Annotated in this window: 15 protein-coding genes and 1 pseudogene; 5 read left to right on the forward strand and 11 right to left on the reverse strand. The window is 62.6% G+C overall.

Annotated features, from left to right (window positions below; all coding sequences use genetic code 11):
- Positions 1-112: 112 nt before the first annotated feature.
- Both ppnN and HP547_RS00775 read right to left on the reverse strand, forming a co-directional pair.
- Positions 113-1,486 (reverse strand): nucleotide 5'-monophosphate nucleosidase PpnN, encoded by a 1,374-nt coding sequence (gene ppnN, locus HP547_RS00770; protein WP_172285266.1) that lies wholly within the window; start codon positions 1,484-1,486, stop codon positions 113-115.
- Positions 1,487-1,634: 148 nt separating this feature from the next.
- Positions 1,635-2,696 carry a YeiH family protein gene (locus HP547_RS00775; RefSeq protein ID WP_172285267.1) on the reverse strand — a complete coding sequence of 354 codons (1,062 nt, stop codon included), beginning with the start codon at positions 2,694-2,696 and terminating at the stop codon, positions 1,635-1,637.
- Positions 2,697-2,807: 111 nt separating this feature from the next.
- Between HP547_RS00775 and HP547_RS00780 the strand changes: the two genes are divergently transcribed.
- From HP547_RS00780 to HP547_RS00790, 3 genes are all read left to right on the forward strand, one after another.
- The gene (locus HP547_RS00780) at positions 2,808-3,698 is read left to right on the forward strand and encodes a LysR family transcriptional regulator (RefSeq protein WP_172226320.1); all 891 of its coding nucleotides are present in this window, start codon (positions 2,808-2,810) and stop codon (positions 3,696-3,698) included.
- A 98-nt stretch (positions 3,699-3,796) separates the two neighbouring features.
- Positions 3,797-4,321: a hypothetical protein gene (locus HP547_RS00785; RefSeq protein ID WP_172226323.1), complete on the forward strand. Its 525-nt coding sequence runs from the start codon at positions 3,797-3,799 to the stop codon at positions 4,319-4,321.
- A 367-nt stretch (positions 4,322-4,688) separates the two neighbouring features.
- Positions 4,689-5,087 (forward strand): NUDIX domain-containing protein, encoded by a 399-nt coding sequence (locus HP547_RS00790; RefSeq protein WP_172285268.1) that lies wholly within the window; start codon positions 4,689-4,691, stop codon positions 5,085-5,087.
- A 238-nt stretch (positions 5,088-5,325) separates the two neighbouring features.
- Here the strand turns inward: HP547_RS00790 and HP547_RS00795 are convergent.
- The 5 genes and pseudogenes from HP547_RS00795 to HP547_RS00815 all read right to left on the reverse strand — a co-directional run.
- Positions 5,326-5,607: pseudogene (locus HP547_RS00795) on the reverse strand (short-chain dehydrogenase); the annotation flags it as partial.
- A 136-nt stretch (positions 5,608-5,743) separates the two neighbouring features.
- Positions 5,744-6,391, reverse strand: coding sequence for an isochorismatase family protein (locus HP547_RS00800; RefSeq protein ID WP_172226329.1), 648 nt, complete (start codon positions 6,389-6,391; stop codon positions 5,744-5,746).
- A gap of 301 nt (positions 6,392-6,692) precedes the next feature.
- Positions 6,693-7,622: a DMT family transporter gene (locus tag HP547_RS00805; RefSeq protein WP_172285269.1), complete on the reverse strand. Its 930-nt coding sequence runs from the start codon at positions 7,620-7,622 to the stop codon at positions 6,693-6,695.
- A gap of 436 nt (positions 7,623-8,058) precedes the next feature.
- Positions 8,059-9,471 (reverse strand): cytosine permease, encoded by a 1,413-nt coding sequence (locus HP547_RS00810; protein ID WP_172226335.1) that lies wholly within the window; start codon positions 9,469-9,471, stop codon positions 8,059-8,061.
- Between the two features lie 318 nt (positions 9,472-9,789).
- Complete coding sequence (locus HP547_RS00815; RefSeq protein WP_172226338.1) at positions 9,790-10,242, reverse strand: Lrp/AsnC family transcriptional regulator; 453 nt, start codon at positions 10,240-10,242, stop codon at positions 9,790-9,792.
- 111 nt (positions 10,243-10,353) lie between these two features.
- Here HP547_RS00815 and HP547_RS00820 point away from each other — a divergent pair, with 111 nt between their 5' ends.
- Together HP547_RS00820 and HP547_RS00825 are read left to right on the forward strand one after the other, a co-directional pair.
- Positions 10,354-10,968, forward strand: a complete 615-nt coding sequence (locus tag HP547_RS00820) for a LysE family transporter (RefSeq protein WP_172285270.1) — start codon at positions 10,354-10,356, stop codon at positions 10,966-10,968.
- A 153-nt stretch (positions 10,969-11,121) separates the two neighbouring features.
- Positions 11,122-13,293, forward strand: a complete 2,172-nt coding sequence (locus HP547_RS00825) for a response regulator (protein WP_172285271.1) — start codon at positions 11,122-11,124, stop codon at positions 13,291-13,293.
- Positions 13,294-13,304: 11 nt separating this feature from the next.
- On the opposite strand, the gene HP547_RS00830 is transcribed toward HP547_RS00825, so the two are convergent.
- From HP547_RS00830 to HP547_RS00845, 4 genes are all read right to left on the reverse strand, one after another.
- Positions 13,305-13,868, reverse strand: coding sequence for an NUDIX hydrolase (locus HP547_RS00830; RefSeq protein WP_172285272.1), 564 nt, complete (start codon positions 13,866-13,868; stop codon positions 13,305-13,307).
- Between the two features lie 2 nt (positions 13,869-13,870).
- Positions 13,871-14,635 (reverse strand): GntR family transcriptional regulator, encoded by a 765-nt coding sequence (locus tag HP547_RS00835; RefSeq protein ID WP_172226350.1) that lies wholly within the window; start codon positions 14,633-14,635, stop codon positions 13,871-13,873.
- A gap of 90 nt (positions 14,636-14,725) precedes the next feature.
- The gene (locus HP547_RS00840; protein WP_008100863.1) at positions 14,726-15,115 is read right to left on the reverse strand and encodes a carboxymuconolactone decarboxylase family protein; all 390 of its coding nucleotides are present in this window, start codon (positions 15,113-15,115) and stop codon (positions 14,726-14,728) included.
- A gap of 188 nt (positions 15,116-15,303) precedes the next feature.
- Positions 15,304-15,722 (reverse strand): flavin reductase family protein (locus tag HP547_RS00845; protein WP_172285273.1); only part of this gene is annotated, 419 nt, incomplete at its 5' end.

A 15,722-nucleotide genomic window follows, 5' to 3' on the forward strand; every position in this document is an offset into this window, starting at 1 on the left:
TGCCCGTCACCTCCCTCCGCAAGGCCTGCGTTCGGCCTCCTGAAGTCGCGAAGATCAAGATCAAGATCAAGATCAAGATCAAGATCAAGATCAACGGCAGGGGGAGTTGGTTTCAGGTGACTACCTGATAGCACGGCACATACGCTGCGCCGCCAGGCAGCTTCATCCGGTGCTGGTCGACGAAGGCCTGCAACAGCCGGCCCAGAGGATCCAGTACGGCGCTGTCGCCACGGATCTGATATGGCCCGTGCTCTTCGATCAGGCGGATGCCCTTGTCCTTGACGTTGCCTGCCACAATCCCGGAGAACGCCCGGCGCAGGTTGGCGGCCAGTTCATGGGGCGGCAGCTCGCGACGTAGCTGCAGGTCGGCCATGGCCTGGTGGGTGGGGTCGAACGGGCGTTGGAAGCTCTCCTCGATCTTCATCAGCCAGTTGAAGTGGAAGGCATCGTTGCGCTCGCGGCGGAACTGCTTCACCGCTTTCAGGCCTTCGACCATCTGCCGGGCAACTTCCGCCGGGTCGTCGATGATGATTTCGTACAGGCGGTGCGCCGCTTCGCCCAGGGTGGCGCCGACAAACGCGTGCAACTGCTGCAGATACGGCTCGGCGCTGCGCGGGCCGGTGAGCACCACCGGGAACGGCAGGTCGCGGTTGTCCGGGTGCATGAGGATGCCCAGCAGGTACAGGAACTCCTCGGCCGTACCGGCGCCACCGGGGAAGATGATGATGCCATGGCCGACACGCACGAAGGCCTCCAGGCGCTTCTCGATGTCCGGCAGGATCACCAGTTCATTGACGATCGGGTTGGGCGCCTCGGCCGCGATGATGCCCGGCTCGGTCAGCCCCAGGTAGCGGCTGCCGTGCATCCGCTGCTTGGCGTGGGCGATGGTAGCGCCCTTCATCGGCCCCTTCATCACGCCAGGGCCGCAGCCGGTACACACGTCCAGTTTGCGCAGGCCCAGCTCGTGGCCGACCTTCTTGGTGTACTGGTATTCCTCGGTGCTGATCGAGTGGCCGCCCCAGCACACCACCATCTTCGGCTCCACGCCCGGGCGCAGAGTACGGGCATTGCGCAGCAGGTGGAAGACGTAATCGGTGATGCCCTGGGAGCTTTCCAGGTCGATGCGCTGGCTGGCCAGCTCGCTTTCGGTATAGACGATGTCGCGCAGGGCGCTGAACAGCATTTCACGGGTGCTGGCGATCATTTCGCCATCGACGAAGGCGTCGGCCGGGGCATTCAGCAGCTCCAGGCGTACGCCGCGGTCCTGTTGGTGGATGCGCACCTCGAAGTCCTTATAGGCCTCGAGGATGGTCTTGGCATTGTCGACATGGGCGCCGGTGTTGAGGATGGCCAGGGCGCACTGGCGGAACAGGGTGTAAAGGCTACCGGTACCGACTTCACTCAGTTGCTGCACTTCACGTTGTGACAGCGTCTCCAGGCTGCCTTTGGGGCTGACGGATGCATTGATGACATGGCGTTGAGGCATCTAAGTCTTTCCTGTGCGGGTAAAACATCCTTCTTTGACACCACCATACCTAGAAATGTGGACGGCAACGAGGGGGGCTGTGAAAAACCTTGAAGCCGAGTCGCCTGCTTCGCGGGTCTACTTGCGAAGCAGGCGACCCGGTCTCCAGTCAGCCCAGCAGTTTCTGCACCCCCAGGGTAATCGCCAATCCCCCACCCATCAGCCACAGGTTCAGGATCGCCCCGGTAGCCAGCGCCCGTGGCCCAGCCTGGCGGATCTGGCTGAAGCGCGTCTCCATACCCAGCGCGGTCATGGCCATGGTCAGGGCAAAGGTGTCCAGGCTGTTCACCGCCTGGGTCACGCTGCCCGGCAGCACCTGCAGCGAATTCACCAGCACCAGCGCCAGGAAGCCGAAGGCGAACCAGGGCATGGCGATGCGCCCGTTGCCTTGCGCCTGGCCCGCCTGCCGCGAGCGGCTGATCCACAGGCCCACCACCAGCAACACCGGTACCAGCAGCATTACCCGGGTCATCTTGACGATGGTGGCGATATGCGTGGCCTCGGGGCTGACGTTGCTGGCCGCGCCCACCACCTGTGCCACCTCGTGAATGGTCCCGCCCAGCAGCAGCCCGGCACCCATGGTGTCCAGGTGCAGCCAGCCAGCGTTGATCGCCAGTGGGTAAAGGAACATCGACAAGGTACCGAACAGCACCACGCTACCCACCGCCATGGCGCTTTTATGCGGGGCGCTGCGCAGCGCCGACTCAAAGGCCAGCACGGCTGCGGCACCACAGATGGCACTGCCGGCAGCGGTCAGCAAGGCGGTATCGCGGTCCAGCTTGAACAGCTTCATGCCGCACCAAAGGCCGATCAGCAGGGTGCTGCCCACCACCAGCAGCGACACCAACAGCCCCGACCAGCCGACTTCGGCAATTTCCTGCAAGCTAACCCGCAGCCCAAAGAACGCCACGGCAATGCGCAGCAGGCCGCGGGCGGAAAAGTTGATGCCCGCCGCCCAGCTTGCCGGCACGCCATCGCGCAGGGCATTGCTGTACAGCGCCCCTGCCACGATGCCGACGATGAGCGGACTGATGCCCAGGTTGGCGATGGCCGGGATGGCGGCCAGCTCGGTGACTGCAAACGCGAACAGCGCGACGAAAAGGATGCCATTGAGCCGCCCTCGGGTAGAGAGGGTAGGTGCAAAAGCAGGGTTGGACGGAACCGTGGCCATGTGAGTCCTCCGGGAAGGTGTTTCGACAAGCCCTACGTTAATCTGGTTATAAGCTTATAAAAAATCGTAATTTAGAATGGCAAATATCCGCATAGCTGATATTTTCAATTCATGACCCCAGAACAGCTGATAACATTTGCCACTGTTGCCGAGCACGGCAACATCAGCCATGCCGCGCAGGCCCTGCACCTGTCGCAGCCGGCGGTGTCCGGCCAGCTCAAACTGCTGCAGGAGGCCTTTGGCGAGCCCCTTTACCAGCGTGCCGGCCGCGGCGTGCGGTTGACGGCGGCTGGCGAGCAGTTGCTGGCGCATGCCCAGCGCCTGCGCGAAACCTTTCGCCAGGCCCAGGCGCTGCGCGAGGCCATGCGCGGGTTGGAGCGCGGGACGCTGCGCATCGGTGCCAGCACCACACCGGCCAGCTACCTGCTGCCGTACCTGATCGCCGATTTTCACGCCCGCTACCCGGATGTGCTGGTGACTACATCACACGGCAACACTGCAGAGATCGTGGCTGCGCTGGACACTGTCGATATCGCCCTGATCGAAGGGCCCCCCGGGCAAGAGCTGCCGTTGGGAACGGAGGTGACGGCATGGCGCCAGGACGAGATCGTGGCAATCGTGCCGCGTGGGCATCCACTGGCAGAAAGTGACCAGCAAACGCTGGTGTCGCTGGGTGCTTATCCGTTAGTGCTGCGCGAGAGCGGATCAGGTGTGCGGCAGATCGTCGAGCGGGCGTTTGCCCGCGACGGCGTGGCGATGCGTGTAGCGCTGGAGATTGCCGGTGTGGAGGGCGTGAAGGAGGCGGTGCGGGCCGGGATGGGGATCGGCTTTGTATCAGCGATGTCGATACGGCATGAGGATGGGGCGTTGCGCCGGTTGCAGGTTGCGCCGCAGGCGCTGGTCAGGCGGTTTTCCATATTGATGCCGCATGCGGCCACGCCTTCCCGGGCTGCTGCGCGGTTTCTGGAGTTGTGTGTGGGCATGCAGCGAGAGGTGGGTTGACTGCAAGGTCCGCCTGCAGGCACAGGTTTAACCGCAATGAATTTTCAAACCGGGGGTTGCTCTACTGCATACACGTAGATGCATTCAGGAGTAGCGCAGTGCCCCGAATCATTACACCGCAAACCCCTGAGCATGAGGTGACGGAACACAATGCCAGGATGTTCGGTTCGCCCAAGGAGCGACTGGATTTCTACCGCAGAGAGATTCAGTACGAGACCAGCATCCTGGCCAACCGCACTGATGCGTATCTGGCCGCCCAGTCCTTCCTGGTCATTGCGTTCGTATCTTCCATGGGCAATCTGAATCAGTCATGGGGAGAGATGTTCACCCTGATCGTGCCCGCGTTTCTCGCGTTATTGGGCGTTCTCAGCTCTCTCAATGCCTGGCCGGGAATACGTGCGGCCTATCGCATCATCGACCACTGGCAGTTGAAACAGAGCCACCTGCTGCGCAGCGAGCCGCTCATGGGGCTGGCTTATGATGAGTCGCCGCTGTTCTGCGAAGCCGAAACGTCACAGGCAGGGCATCGGAAATCGCTGCTGTTCTCACTTCGAACGCCTTGGATCTTTCTCGTATTCTGGATGCTGCTGGGGTGTTACTCGGTGTACATCCAGCTGGCGTGAGCTTGGAACAGGCGGGCGGGTAGTGGCCTCGTTCGGGAAAGCCTGACCTCGCTATAAAGCCGGGCGCCATCTGCAGTATACGATTTGCGGGCAAAAGAAAGCCCGCTGCTAGTCGGGCAAGGTCTATCACGTAGGGATGGACCAAGTCTGCCCTCGAAGTAGTGAAAATTGAGTGAAAGCAACATCTGCAAAACGTCAGCGACGTCCAGCCCAGCCAACCGCGGCTCAAGTAAAGGGTAATGGCTTGTTGGTTAGCAGCTGTGTCTATCAGGTTGAACGAGTCGTCATAAAGGTGAGTCTTCAGGGAATAAGTCTCTCTTCGCTACAACGAGACGGATATGAACCCAATGACGAGCTGAGTGTGTGCATGCGGGACAATAAAGCGCGAAAAGCCAAGATCAAGGCCAGGGCGACGATAATTTGCCTTCGAAGCGGCAAAGTCCTGCTGGTTCGGAAAAAAAGTGGAAAGTGGAATTTCCCGGGCGGCGCAATCGAGCAGGGCGAGTCGCCTGTCGCGGCCGCAGCACGGGAGCTTCGGGAGGAGACGTCCATTGAAGGCCACGGTTTGTTTGCGCTGTGCACGGTGAAGGTGGGGTGTACAGTCCACCACGTTTTCACCACACATTTCGATGATGATCAAAAACCCATGGCTTGCAATGAAATCGTGGCCTTGAAATGGGTAGTCAGAGACAAGCTAAGCCCCGCGATGTTGAATGCAACAGCCGCTGGGCTCTTGTCCAGCCAGTTGCCGGCACTGACCGTGTAGCGCTTCAGCGGCGCCGGCGCTGCGCATGGGTGATGATCAACCCGGTAACGAAACCGATGACTGCGGCACTCACTAATAACGGTATTTTGTCCTTACGGGGCAGACCGCCGTCTGCGAGCCATGGCTGCGTAACAGTTGGCGCGAGACTTTTTTCGCCAGGTTTCACGTCGCTCAGCTCGTGGTCCTGCGCAGCGTCGGCCTGCACCCGATCAGCTGCCTCGACGTCTTCAGGCATGGCGCTGACTTCCATCCTGGAAAGCTTCAATGCTGTGCCATCCACCAAGGTCAGTGTCAGGTCTTCTACCTCTCCGGCCACGCGGTCAGGAAAGACCGGTTCACCCGCAGCGTCCAGGTTGTCGTAAATGAAGCGTTTGCCCTCCACCCAGCCTACGGCTGTCAGCAACTCGGGGCCAAGATAGTATTTTCCATCGAGAAAGAAGCCAGTGAACTGGTGTGCACGTTCAACATTCTCCACCGAGTAGCGCTGACCTGCCTTCATACCTGTAGTTGGATCAATCATCACCTTCACCTCCATAGCTGGTATAGCGATGGAGATTGAGCCAGGCAGACCTGTTCCGAAGGGCTGACCAGCGGGCTAAAGCCTCGGTTGCAACCGGCCATGGCCAAGGCAACGATTACGAGAACGCTTTCGCTCATCAACGGTCTTGTTTGACCAGGCCAAGCTGGTGGTCGAGCGCGGCTTCATCGCCGCAGAGGATCACGCCCTCGGCGGCCAGCGCGCCACAGGCCTCGATGGCGCCTGCCTGGGTGAGGGCGCGGCAGGCCGGCAGGTACAGCAGCACCTGAAACCCGGCCTGGCGCAGTTGGCGGGCGGTGGTCTTGACGCAGTAGTCCAGGGCCAGGCCGCCGACGATCACTGCGGCTACCTGCTGCACCTTCAGAAATTCGATTACCCCGGTGGAGCGGCGTTCGGCCAGGTCGTGGTAGCAGGCGCCGTAGGGGTGCAGGTCGGGTTCGACCCCTTTCCACACGAAATAGTCGTAATCGATCGGCGCGGGCAGGCCGGGCAGCAGTTCGAAGCCTGGCGTGCCAGGCACGCAGTGGCTGACCCAGGTCAGGTCGGCGTTGGCCAACTGCAAGGGTTGCAGCATGCTCGCGGGCTCGGCCACCACCCACGCGGCGTTGGCAGGGTGGGCGTCCTTGCTTCCCAGGCGCAGGTCGGCGCGCAGGGCCATGGCATTCAGATCAGCCGCGATTTCGTCGCCTTCGGGGACGGGCAGCTCGTGCGGGGCGTTGGCGGTGAAGCCGTTTTGCGCGTCGACATCGAAACTGGCGATCTTCATGACGATTCCTCCTGGCCGTGGGGCGCGGGCATTTGTGTTTGACCAAAGTCTGATGCCAGGGGGGAAATGAGGTAATTGGACCTGACATGAATGCCAGCTTACCAACCTGCTGAGCGTGCTTGCTGTGAATTTCGAAGTTGAATTGCGTGAGTGAGGTCAATGCTGTAATTGCCGCGCATGAAGGGGCGCGCGCCTTTGCGCAGGATGCCCCGCCAGCGTATGGCTCTTGGTTCTAGACCACTAATAAAGCGGCCGCTCCCCTCGATAGTATTATTCCTGTCGATCGAGCAGCCGCTTCACTTCAGTGCGCGCAGCGGCTGGTATCCCCTTGCTCAGCCGGGGCCTTGCGCGCTGCTGCCAGGATAGTCGCCAGCACGATCAAGGCAGCCCCCGCCGCCATGCGCAGGGTCGGCTGGTCGCCGAACAACCACCACGCACCCAGAATCGCGTACACCGGCTCCAGCGCGATGATCATCCCCGCAGTGCGTGCTTCCAGGCCCTCCAGGCTCTTGACGAACAGGAACTGCGAAAGCCCGGTGCAAAATACCCCCAGCAGCGCCAGGTTGACCCAGTCACTGCCGCCCAGGCTGGTATTGCCCAGATGAGTGAAGGCAAACGGGGCCACCAGCGCAGCCACCACCACGTTCTGCCAGAACGCCACCTGCATGGCGTTCATGTTCGAGGCATTGCGGCGGTTGGCCACGGTCAGCAGAGCGAAGGCCAGGCCCGAGCCCAGGCCCCAGAGCAGGCCGATGGTGCCGCTGTCGAGCAGGTCGAACGATGGCACCACCATCACCAGGCCGGCAGTGACCATCAGCAACAGCAGACCTTGCACGGCACCGATCCGCTGGCCGAACACGCTGCGCTCGATCATGGCGATAAACGCCGGGAAGCTGGCGAAGCCCAGTGTGGCCACAGCCACGCCGCCCACTTTCACGGCGATGAAGAAGGTCACCCAGTGGGTGGCCAGCAGGGCGCCAGTCAGGCCCAGCACGGGCAGGTTGCGCAAGGTGATTGCATCGAGCAGGCGGGTGCCTTTCAGCCCGGCAACGAAGCCCAGGGCGATGAAGGCGAAGGTGGCGCGGCCAAAGGTGATGATGCTGGCGTCGGCTTCGATCAGGTGACCGAAGATACCGGTCAGGCCGAACAACACAGCGGCGATATGAGCAACGCACAGGGCGTTACGGTGGCCGGTGGCAGCACCGGCTACGGGGATTGAAGTCGCGATCATGGCAGTCAAGTCTTCACAATGTGACGCGCGCAAGCACTCCCGGCTGGCGCGGCGCGGGTCTTTAATACTGGAAGTTTTATCGTTATGAGCCCGGACGAACTGCCCGGTGCAAAAAGGCGCCACAGCGTTGGAATTGTGAAGCGAGGCTGCTTACTCGCAGGTACCACACCAGCCAGCCCACGGCGCGGGGCTGGTCGATGTGTGTATTATTTTTGTATACAGGGATTGGCAGCCGGTTGCGGGCGACGTGTGCTTGTCTGATCGCGACATTGGCTGTTGCCTTGCTGCGCCGCGTGGTGTCTGGCGGCTTTGTGCGGGGAGGGGCGTTGTGGGTTGTCTGATCTGGCCTCTTCGCGGGTGAACCCGCTCCCACTCAGGTATTACCGAGGTTGAGACCCGTGTAGGGTTACCCGCTGAGAGGCCGGATCAGGCTGAATCAGTGCCCCATGGCAAGCTTGGCACTCGTCTGCCGACGACGGTAGGCACTGTCACGGCTGGCCAGCCACCAGTACAGGGGCGAGGTGATTGCCAACCCCACCAGCCAGGACAGATCGGCCCCGTTGATATGCTCGGAGATCGGCCCGACGTACAGCGGCGTGTTCATGAACGGGATCTGCACCACGATGCCGATCGCATACGCGATCAGCGCCTGCGGGTTGTAACGTCCGTAAATGCCGCCATCGACCTGGAAGATCGACTGGATGTCGTAGTCACCCTTGTGAATGACATAGAAGTCGATCAGGTTGATCGCAGTCCACGGCACAAGCACTACCAGCAGCACCAGCACCATGTCGACGAAGTGGCCGATGAAGTCTGCCGAGGCGAACACCGCCACCACGCAGCAGGCCGACAGCACGATCAGCGACAATACCGCTCGGCTCTTGGCGGTGGGGATCCAGCGGTAGGCGAAGGTTTGCACCAGGGTGATCAGCGACAGCACCGCACCATACAGGTTGAGGGCGTTGTGGCTGATCACGCTGAGCAGGAACAGCACCAGCATGACCGGGCCCAGGGTGCCGGTGGCCAGCTTGACCGCGTCCATGGTGTCCATGCCGGCCGGAATCGCCAGCACCGCCACGGCGCCAAAGATGAACGACAGGCTCGAGCCCAGGGCCGAGCCGAGGTAGGTGGTCCAGAAGGTAGAGCTGACTTTTACATCTGCCGGCAGGTAGCGCGAGTAGTCCGATACATAGGGCGCAAAAGCGATCTGCCACAGCGCCGCCAGCGACACGGTGGCCAGCCAGCCGGCCAGGTTGAAGCCGCCGCGGGTCAGGAAATCGTCGCTTTGCACGTGGGTGAAGATGTAGCCGAAGCCGACCACGATACCGATACCCAACACCCAGGTGCCAATGCGGTTGAGCACGTGGATGAAGCGATAGCCGATGATGCCGATGATGCCCGAGCCCAGCGCGCCGATGACGATGCCCACCGACACCGGCACGGCGTCGACCACGCCATGCAGCGATTTGCCGGCCAGCACGATATTGGAGGCGAAGAAGCCGATGTACATCACCCCGGCGATCACCACCACCAGCAGCGCGCCGAGGGTGCCGAACTGGGCGCGGCTCTGGATCATCTGCGGGATGCCCATTTGCGGGCCCTGGGCCGAATGCAGCGCCATCAGCACGCCGCCGACCAGGTGGCCGACCAGGATGGCGACAACGCCCCACACCAGGTTCAGGTGAAACAGCTGCACGCCCAGCGCGCCGGTGACGATGGGCAGCGGCGCGATATTGCCGCCGAACCACAGTGTGAACAGATCCCTTACCTTTCCATGGCGGTCTTGCGGGGGCACGTAGCCGATCGTGTGTTTTTCTATCAGGGGTGCCGTATTGGCTGCACTGGTCATGACTGACTCCAAGGCAAGGTAGGGCATCGGGAACTGCCCGGGGGCGTGCCGGCGAAGGGCGACGCGTTCTTGTTGGAGCGATGATGCGGGGCGCCGGGATAACGGGAAATTAGTAAATATGTGCCCACAAACGTTAAAAAACCTAAGGCTGACAAAAGCTTAAGCGGGTGACGGTAGCAAGGAGGGTGCCATTTGGCGCGAGGGCCTGAAATAGAGGGATCAGGCGGATGGCAAGCCGGAACGGATGATCCGGCGTGGTGCATGTGTGCGTTTATGGGGCAGTCGATGTATCAGTTGTAGCCGCCTGGTGGCGGACGCCTACATAGGTAATAACCGATCCTGGATGACCTCTTTCATTACCAGGGTCGAGCTCAAGCGCTTCACATTGGGAATGCTGGTCAGGTGTTCGTCATACAGCTTCTGGAAGGCGGGCAAATCCCTGGCCACCACATGCAACAGGTAGTCCGGGTCGCCAAACAGCCGCTGCGCTTCGACAATCTGTGGGATCTCGGCCAGTGCCGCTTCAAAGTCCGCTACCGGCTGGCGGGTCACCTCGCGCAGGGTCACGAACACCAGGGCGGCAAAATTCAGCCCCAGCGCGCTGGGCGCGAGGCGGGCGTGATAGCCCAGAATCGCGCCCGAGTCTTCCAGCGCCCGGAGGCGCCGATGGCACGGCGACAGGCTGAGCCCCACGCGGTCGGCCAGCTCCGTCACCGAGAGCCGACCGTCTTTTTGCAGCTCGGCAAGGATTTTTCGATCAGTCCGGTCCATTGAGAAGATTCTTCCAGTCATTAGGCGCTCGGGGGAAATATACGAAAGATAATCCTCCAGTGGAATCCGTAATCTTTCGATATCCCCAAGCAGTGGAAAAGGAAGATACAAGTGGCTATCAGTGTTCTGACGGCGTTCTGGGCTGTGTCGATGCTGTTCGTGATTACCCCGGGTGCGGACTGGGCCTACGCCATTTCGGCGGGCATGCGCGGGCGCTGGGTGATGCCTGCGGTGGCGGGCATGTTGTCGGGGCATTTCCTCGCCACTTTGGTGGTCGCTGCCGGGGTGGGGAGTTTACTGGCCGGCCACCCGCTGGCGCTGACCCTGCTGACGCTGGCCGGGTGCGCTTACCTGCTGTGGCTGGGCGGCAACCTGCTGCTGAGCCCGGCCTTGCCCGAAGCCGGGCGGGCCGGGGCGGGGGAGTCTGGCTCGCGCTGGGCGTTGAAAGGGTTCTGCGTCAGTGGCCTGAACCCGAAAGTGTTCCTGCTGTTCCTGGCTTTGTTGCCGCAGTTCACCGACCCGCATTCGAGCTGGCCGGTGCCATTGCAGATATTGCTGCTGGGGCTGGTGCATCTGTGCAGCTCGCTGGTGATCTATTCGCTGGTCGGTTACGGCGCCAAAGCCTTGCTGAGCACGCGGCCTGGGGCGGCGAAGCTGGTCGGGCGGGTGTCGGGGGTGGCGATGATCAGCGTGGCCCTGGGGCTGATCGCTGGGCAAATGGGATGAGTGCGCTCGGGCTGTCGCTGGCCTGCCTTATGGTCCGCACCCATGCCAGCTAAATGGTGCTGTTGATCTTGCCCAGAAAAACCGCGGAACGAACTGTTGATTGCAGCTCTCCTATCCAGAGATGGATGGCAATATGCCCGGGACTACCCAGACATGAGATCGCTTCAGCAATCGACAACCCCTGTGAACCCGGCGCTCGGCTTTCTGCTGAACGGCGGTGCCATCGGCAGCCTTCTGCAGACGATGGACTGGACCGAATCACCGCTGGGCCCACCAGAAACCTGGTCGCCGCACCTGCAGGCCGTGATGACCACGCTGCTGCCGGCCCAGGCGCAATTCGTGCTGTTCTGGGGCGCCGCCTATGTGGCGTTGTACAACGATGCCTACGCCCCCACCATCGGCACCAAGCACCCGCAGGCGCTTGGCCGACCGGCGCAGGAGCATTGGCGTGAACTGTGGGACGACCTGGAGCCGTTGCTGCGCGGCGTGCGGGAGACCGGCCAGACGTTCGCAGCCAAGGATCGCCCGTTCTATATCGAGCGGCGTGGGCTTGGTGAAACGGTCTACTTCGATGTTTCCTATTCGGCCGTGAGGGAGGCCGATGGCAGTGTCGGCGGCGTGTTGTGCCTGGTCACCGACACCACCGAGCGCGTGCGTTTCCAGCAGCGCCAGGCGTTTCTGCTGCAGCTGGGCCGGACCTTGCCAGGGTTGGGCTCGGCCGAGCGCATCGAGGCCTGTGCCGTGCAACGCCTGGCCAAGGAGCTGGGCGCGGCGCGGGTGTGCTTTGGCGAGGACCAGGGCGATGGGGTCTGCTTCAAGGTGAGCCAGGACTGGGCCGATGGCGTGCCATCGCTTGTTGGCCAGCATCGATACCAGGACTTCGGTGCTTCGTTGCACGCCCAGTTGACTGCAGGGCAGACGGTGCAGCAAGCCTATGAAGACTCGCCCGCCCGATTACCGGGCCTGCACTTGAGCCTGCACGTACCCATTCTCAGGGCAGGGCGCCTGGAGGCGATGCTGGGCTTGTATTTCCATAGCCCGCGCCAGTGTTTCGAAGACGATTGCCAACTGGTCGAGGAAACCGCCAAGCAGGTCTGGGCAGCCATCACCCACGCGCGTGCCGAGCGGGCCTTGCACTTGCTCAATGAAAGCCTTGAAGAACGAGTGGCGACTGCGCTGGCCCAGCGCGAGGCGGTCATGCTGCAGCTGCACGAAGCGCACAAGATGGAAATGATCGGGCAACTCACCGGGGGTATCGCCCACGACCTCAATAATATGCTCACCCCGATCATCGGCTCGTTCGAGCTGTTGCGCCGGCACCCGCATTCAGAGCGCGCACCGCGCTTGATCGACGGTGGCCTGCAGGCGGCCGAGCGCGCGCGCAACCTGGTCGGGCGCCTGCTGAGCTTTGCCCGCCGGCAAACCCTCAAGCCCCAGGCGGTGGCATTGTCGGCACTGGTGGAGGACATGCGCGAGCTGATGGCCCGTTCGCTGGGGCCGACCATCGCCGTGCAGCTGCAGATCGACCCGGCATTGCCGGCGGTGATTGTCGACCCGCATCAGTTGGAGCTGGCGTTGCTCAATTTGGTCGTCAATGGTCGTGATGCCTTGGGCGAAGGTGGCGGCCTGCGTATCGTCGCGGGCCTGGAGGCCCAGGGGCCACCGCGTCCCGCAGGCGTGGCGGCTGGGCGCCTGGTGTGGATCCAGGTGAGTGATGACGGCTGCGGCATGGACCAGGAGCAGTTGCGCCGCTGCATCGAGCCGTTCTTCTCGACCAAGGGCGTGGGCAAAGGCACCGGCCTTGGTCTGCCGATGGTGCAGGGCCTGGCGTTGCAGTCGGGTGGCGGCTTTGACATCCGCTCGACACCCGGCCAGGGCACCCAGGCCACTCTGTGGCTGCCGGCCAGCGATGAAGTGGCGGCGTGCCGTGCTGCCGATGCCCAGGAGGTGCCGCTGGCCGAGCGGCCGAGCCGGATATTGCTGGTGGACGATGAAAACATCGTGCGCCATGCCACCGCGCTGCAGTTGCGTGACCTGGGTTATGAGGTGACCGAAGCTGCCAGCGCGGCGCAGGCATTGCGGCTGGTAGAGCAGGGCTGGATGCCGGACGTACTGGTCACCGACCATGTCATGGCCGAGATGACCGGTGTGCGATTTGCCCAGCAGATGCGCGAGCGCCAGGCAGACTTGCCCGTGCTGATCATCACCGGGTATGCCAACCTGACGCCGCGTGAGCTGAAGGGGTTCGAGGTGTTGCGCAAGCCCTACCGGCGGGCAGAGCTGGCGCAGAGCGTGGCGCGGTTGCTGGCCGGGCGGCGGACCTGAGCGTTCCATGCTCAGCGAATGAAGTGCACTTTGCCGGTGTCGTCGTTGCCCATGTAGATCCCGTATACACCGGCTTGTCGCTCAAGGATGTAGCGCTCGAGAATCTGCCGGATGGCCGGGTAGTAGATCTCCTCCCACGGAATTTCGTCGGCCTCGAAGAACTTGTACGCCAGCGTCTCCGGCCCGTACTGGCCGGTCTCTTCGGTAGCGATGGCGCGGAAGATGATGTACACCTCGCTGATCTTCGGCACGCTGAAGATCGAATACGGCGAGACGATTTCGGCGCGTACCCCGGTTTCTTCCCAGACTTCGCGCAGCGCTGCCTGTTCGGTGGTTTCGCCGGCTTCCATGAACCCTGCCGGCAAGGTCCAGGTGCCGGGGCGCGGCGGGATCGCGCGCTGGCACAGCAGGTACTTGCCATCGCGCTCGATGATGCAGCCGGCGATCATTTTCGGGTTGATGTAGTGGACGTAGCCGCAGCCGTTGCAGAGCAGGCGTTCGTGGGTGTCGCCTGTGGGAACGCCCCGGGCCAGTTCTGTGGTGCAGTGCGGGCAGTAGCGCGGGGCGTTGGGCATGATCAGCGACCTATACGGGGTTCTATGCGGGGTTCCTTGAGGGCCAGGGGCTCGACCATGTCGCGCACCTTGGCGTTGTCGTCCTGTTTCTGGCGCAGGTAGTCCAGGGCCACCTTGGCGGCGGCGCGGACGTGGTCGACCGAGGCCTGGTGGGCCACCAGCGGGTCGCCACCCTTGATCGCCTCGACGATCTTTTCCATTTCGCGGTTGCTGGCGCCGCGGCGGTTTTCCTGCGATACCGACGTGGCCCGCAGGTAGCTGATGCGCGCCTGCAACTGGCGCAGCTGCTGCGCCGCCACCTGGTTGCCGGAGCCTTCCAGCAGCACATCGTAGAAACCCTGCACCGAATCCAGCACCTGTTGCAGCTCGCCTTCCTCCAGCGCTTCGCGGTTGACCTCCAGCGCGCGCTCCAGGGCACGGATGTCCTTGGCCTTGGCGTTGAGGGTGAACAACTGCACGATCAGGCCTTCGAGCACGCAGCGCAGCTCGTAGATATCGCGGGCGTCTTCCAAGGTGATGATGGCCACGCGCGGGCCCTTGGCATCGGCGAACTCCACCAGGCCTTCGGACTCCAGGTGACGCAGGGCCTCCCGCACCGAAGTACGGCTGACGCCGAGGCGGTCGCAGAGGTCGCGCTCGACCAGGCGGTCGCCTGGCAGCAAGTGGAAGTTCATGATCGCGGCGCGCAGCTTGTCGAGCACGATTTCGCGCAGGGTAACGGGGTTGCGGTTGACCTTGAAGCTGTCGTCGAGTGGCTGGCGTTTCATCAAGTGCGCTCTTAAAGAGGCTGCCCGGCCGCAACCGCAACAGCACCACGAACCTGGGGTGCTCCTTGCGTGGGTTCGAACAGCCCGGTGTTAACGGGTTGACTCCGCATCGGCTTCAGCGAACGCTTCGCGGGCCAGGCGGAAACTGTCCACCGCCGCGGGCACGCCGCAATAAATGCCGACCTGGAGCAGGATCTCGCGAATCTGTTCACGGCTCAGGCCATTACGCAAGGCGCCGCGAATGTGCAGCTTGAGCTCGTGGGGCCGGTTGAGCGCGGAAATCATGGCCAAGTTTATCATGCTGCGCTCTTTGAGCGACAAGCCTTCGCGGCCCCAGACGTGGCCCCAGCAGTATTCGGTGACCAGTTCCTGCAACGGTTTGGTGAAGTCGTCAGCGTTCTGGATCGACCGGTTGACGTAGTCCTCGCCCAGCACCTGGGTGCGGATCTGCAGGCCTTTTTCGTACTTCTCGTTGCTCATGGGCAGTACTCCGGAATAAAAAGGGGCCGCAACCGAGGGTGAGACGATTAGCGCGACCCCTGCAAAGCAGGAAGATCGGTGTTGGATTCTTCGCGGGTAAACCCGCCCCCACAGGTATTGCACAGGTTTCGGCATCTGTGCGGTCCCTGTGGGAGCGGGTTCACCCGCGAAGGGGCCAGTGAGGTCTGTCAGCCAAGTGGCGGCAGGGCGCCCAGTTTGCCTTTGTGGTAGACCATCGGGGTCACCGGTTCGGCCGGCAGCACCAGGTTCTGCACCGCGCCGACGATGATCGCGTGGTCACCGCCGTCGTACTCGCGCCACAGTTCGCACTCGATGATCGCCGTGGCGTTGGCCAGCAGGGGATTACCCAGCTCGCTCAAGTGCCACTCGACACCTTTGGCCTTGTCCTTGCCCTTGCCGGCGAAGGCGTAGGCTTCGGCGGTCTGGTCGGCGGACAGCAGGTGAATCGCAAAACGCTTGCTGTCCCGCAGGATCGGGTAGGTGTCGGAGGCGTAGTTGGGGCAGAACAGCACCAGCGCCGGCTCGATCGACAGCGCGCTGAACGCGCTGGCGGTGATGCCGACGATGCCGCCGTCGGCGTCCAGGG

The organism is Pseudomonas sp. CM27, from assembly GCF_013179515.1.
In the GTDB taxonomy this organism is placed as follows: domain Bacteria; phylum Pseudomonadota; class Gammaproteobacteria; order Pseudomonadales; family Pseudomonadaceae; genus Aquipseudomonas.

Bases quoted from the DNA above. Each gene is read 5' to 3' on its own strand.
- HP547_RS00780 (WP_172226320.1), top strand. From the start codon at position 2,808: ATGACCCCAGAACAGCTGATAACATTTGCCACTGTTGCCGAGCACGGC.
- ppnN (WP_172285266.1), bottom strand. From the start codon at position 1,486: ATGCCTCAACGCCATGTCATCAATGCATCCGTCAGCCCCAAAGGCAGC.
- HP547_RS00840 (WP_008100863.1), bottom strand. From the start codon at position 15,115: ATGAGCAACGAGAAGTACGAAAAAGGCCTGCAGATCCGCACCCAGGTG.
- HP547_RS00790 (WP_172285268.1), top strand. From the start codon at position 4,689: ATGCGGGACAATAAAGCGCGAAAAGCCAAGATCAAGGCCAGGGCGACG.
- HP547_RS00810 (WP_172226335.1), bottom strand. From the start codon at position 9,471: ATGACCAGTGCAGCCAATACGGCACCCCTGATAGAAAAACACACGATC.
- HP547_RS00775 (WP_172285267.1), bottom strand. From the start codon at position 2,696: ATGGCCACGGTTCCGTCCAACCCTGCTTTTGCACCTACCCTCTCTACC.
- HP547_RS00835 (WP_172226350.1), bottom strand. From the start codon at position 14,635: ATGAAACGCCAGCCACTCGACGACAGCTTCAAGGTCAACCGCAACCCC.
- HP547_RS00830 (WP_172285272.1), bottom strand. From the start codon at position 13,868: ATGCCCAACGCCCCGCGCTACTGCCCGCACTGCACCACAGAACTGGCC.
- HP547_RS00800 (WP_172226329.1), bottom strand. From the start codon at position 6,391: ATGAAGATCGCCAGTTTCGATGTCGACGCGCAAAACGGCTTCACCGCC.
- HP547_RS00805 (WP_172285269.1), bottom strand. From the start codon at position 7,622: ATGATCGCGACTTCAATCCCCGTAGCCGGTGCTGCCACCGGCCACCGT.
- HP547_RS00825 (WP_172285271.1), top strand. From the start codon at position 11,122: ATGAGATCGCTTCAGCAATCGACAACCCCTGTGAACCCGGCGCTCGGC.
- HP547_RS00815 (WP_172226338.1), bottom strand. From the start codon at position 10,242: ATGGACCGGACTGATCGAAAAATCCTTGCCGAGCTGCAAAAAGACGGT.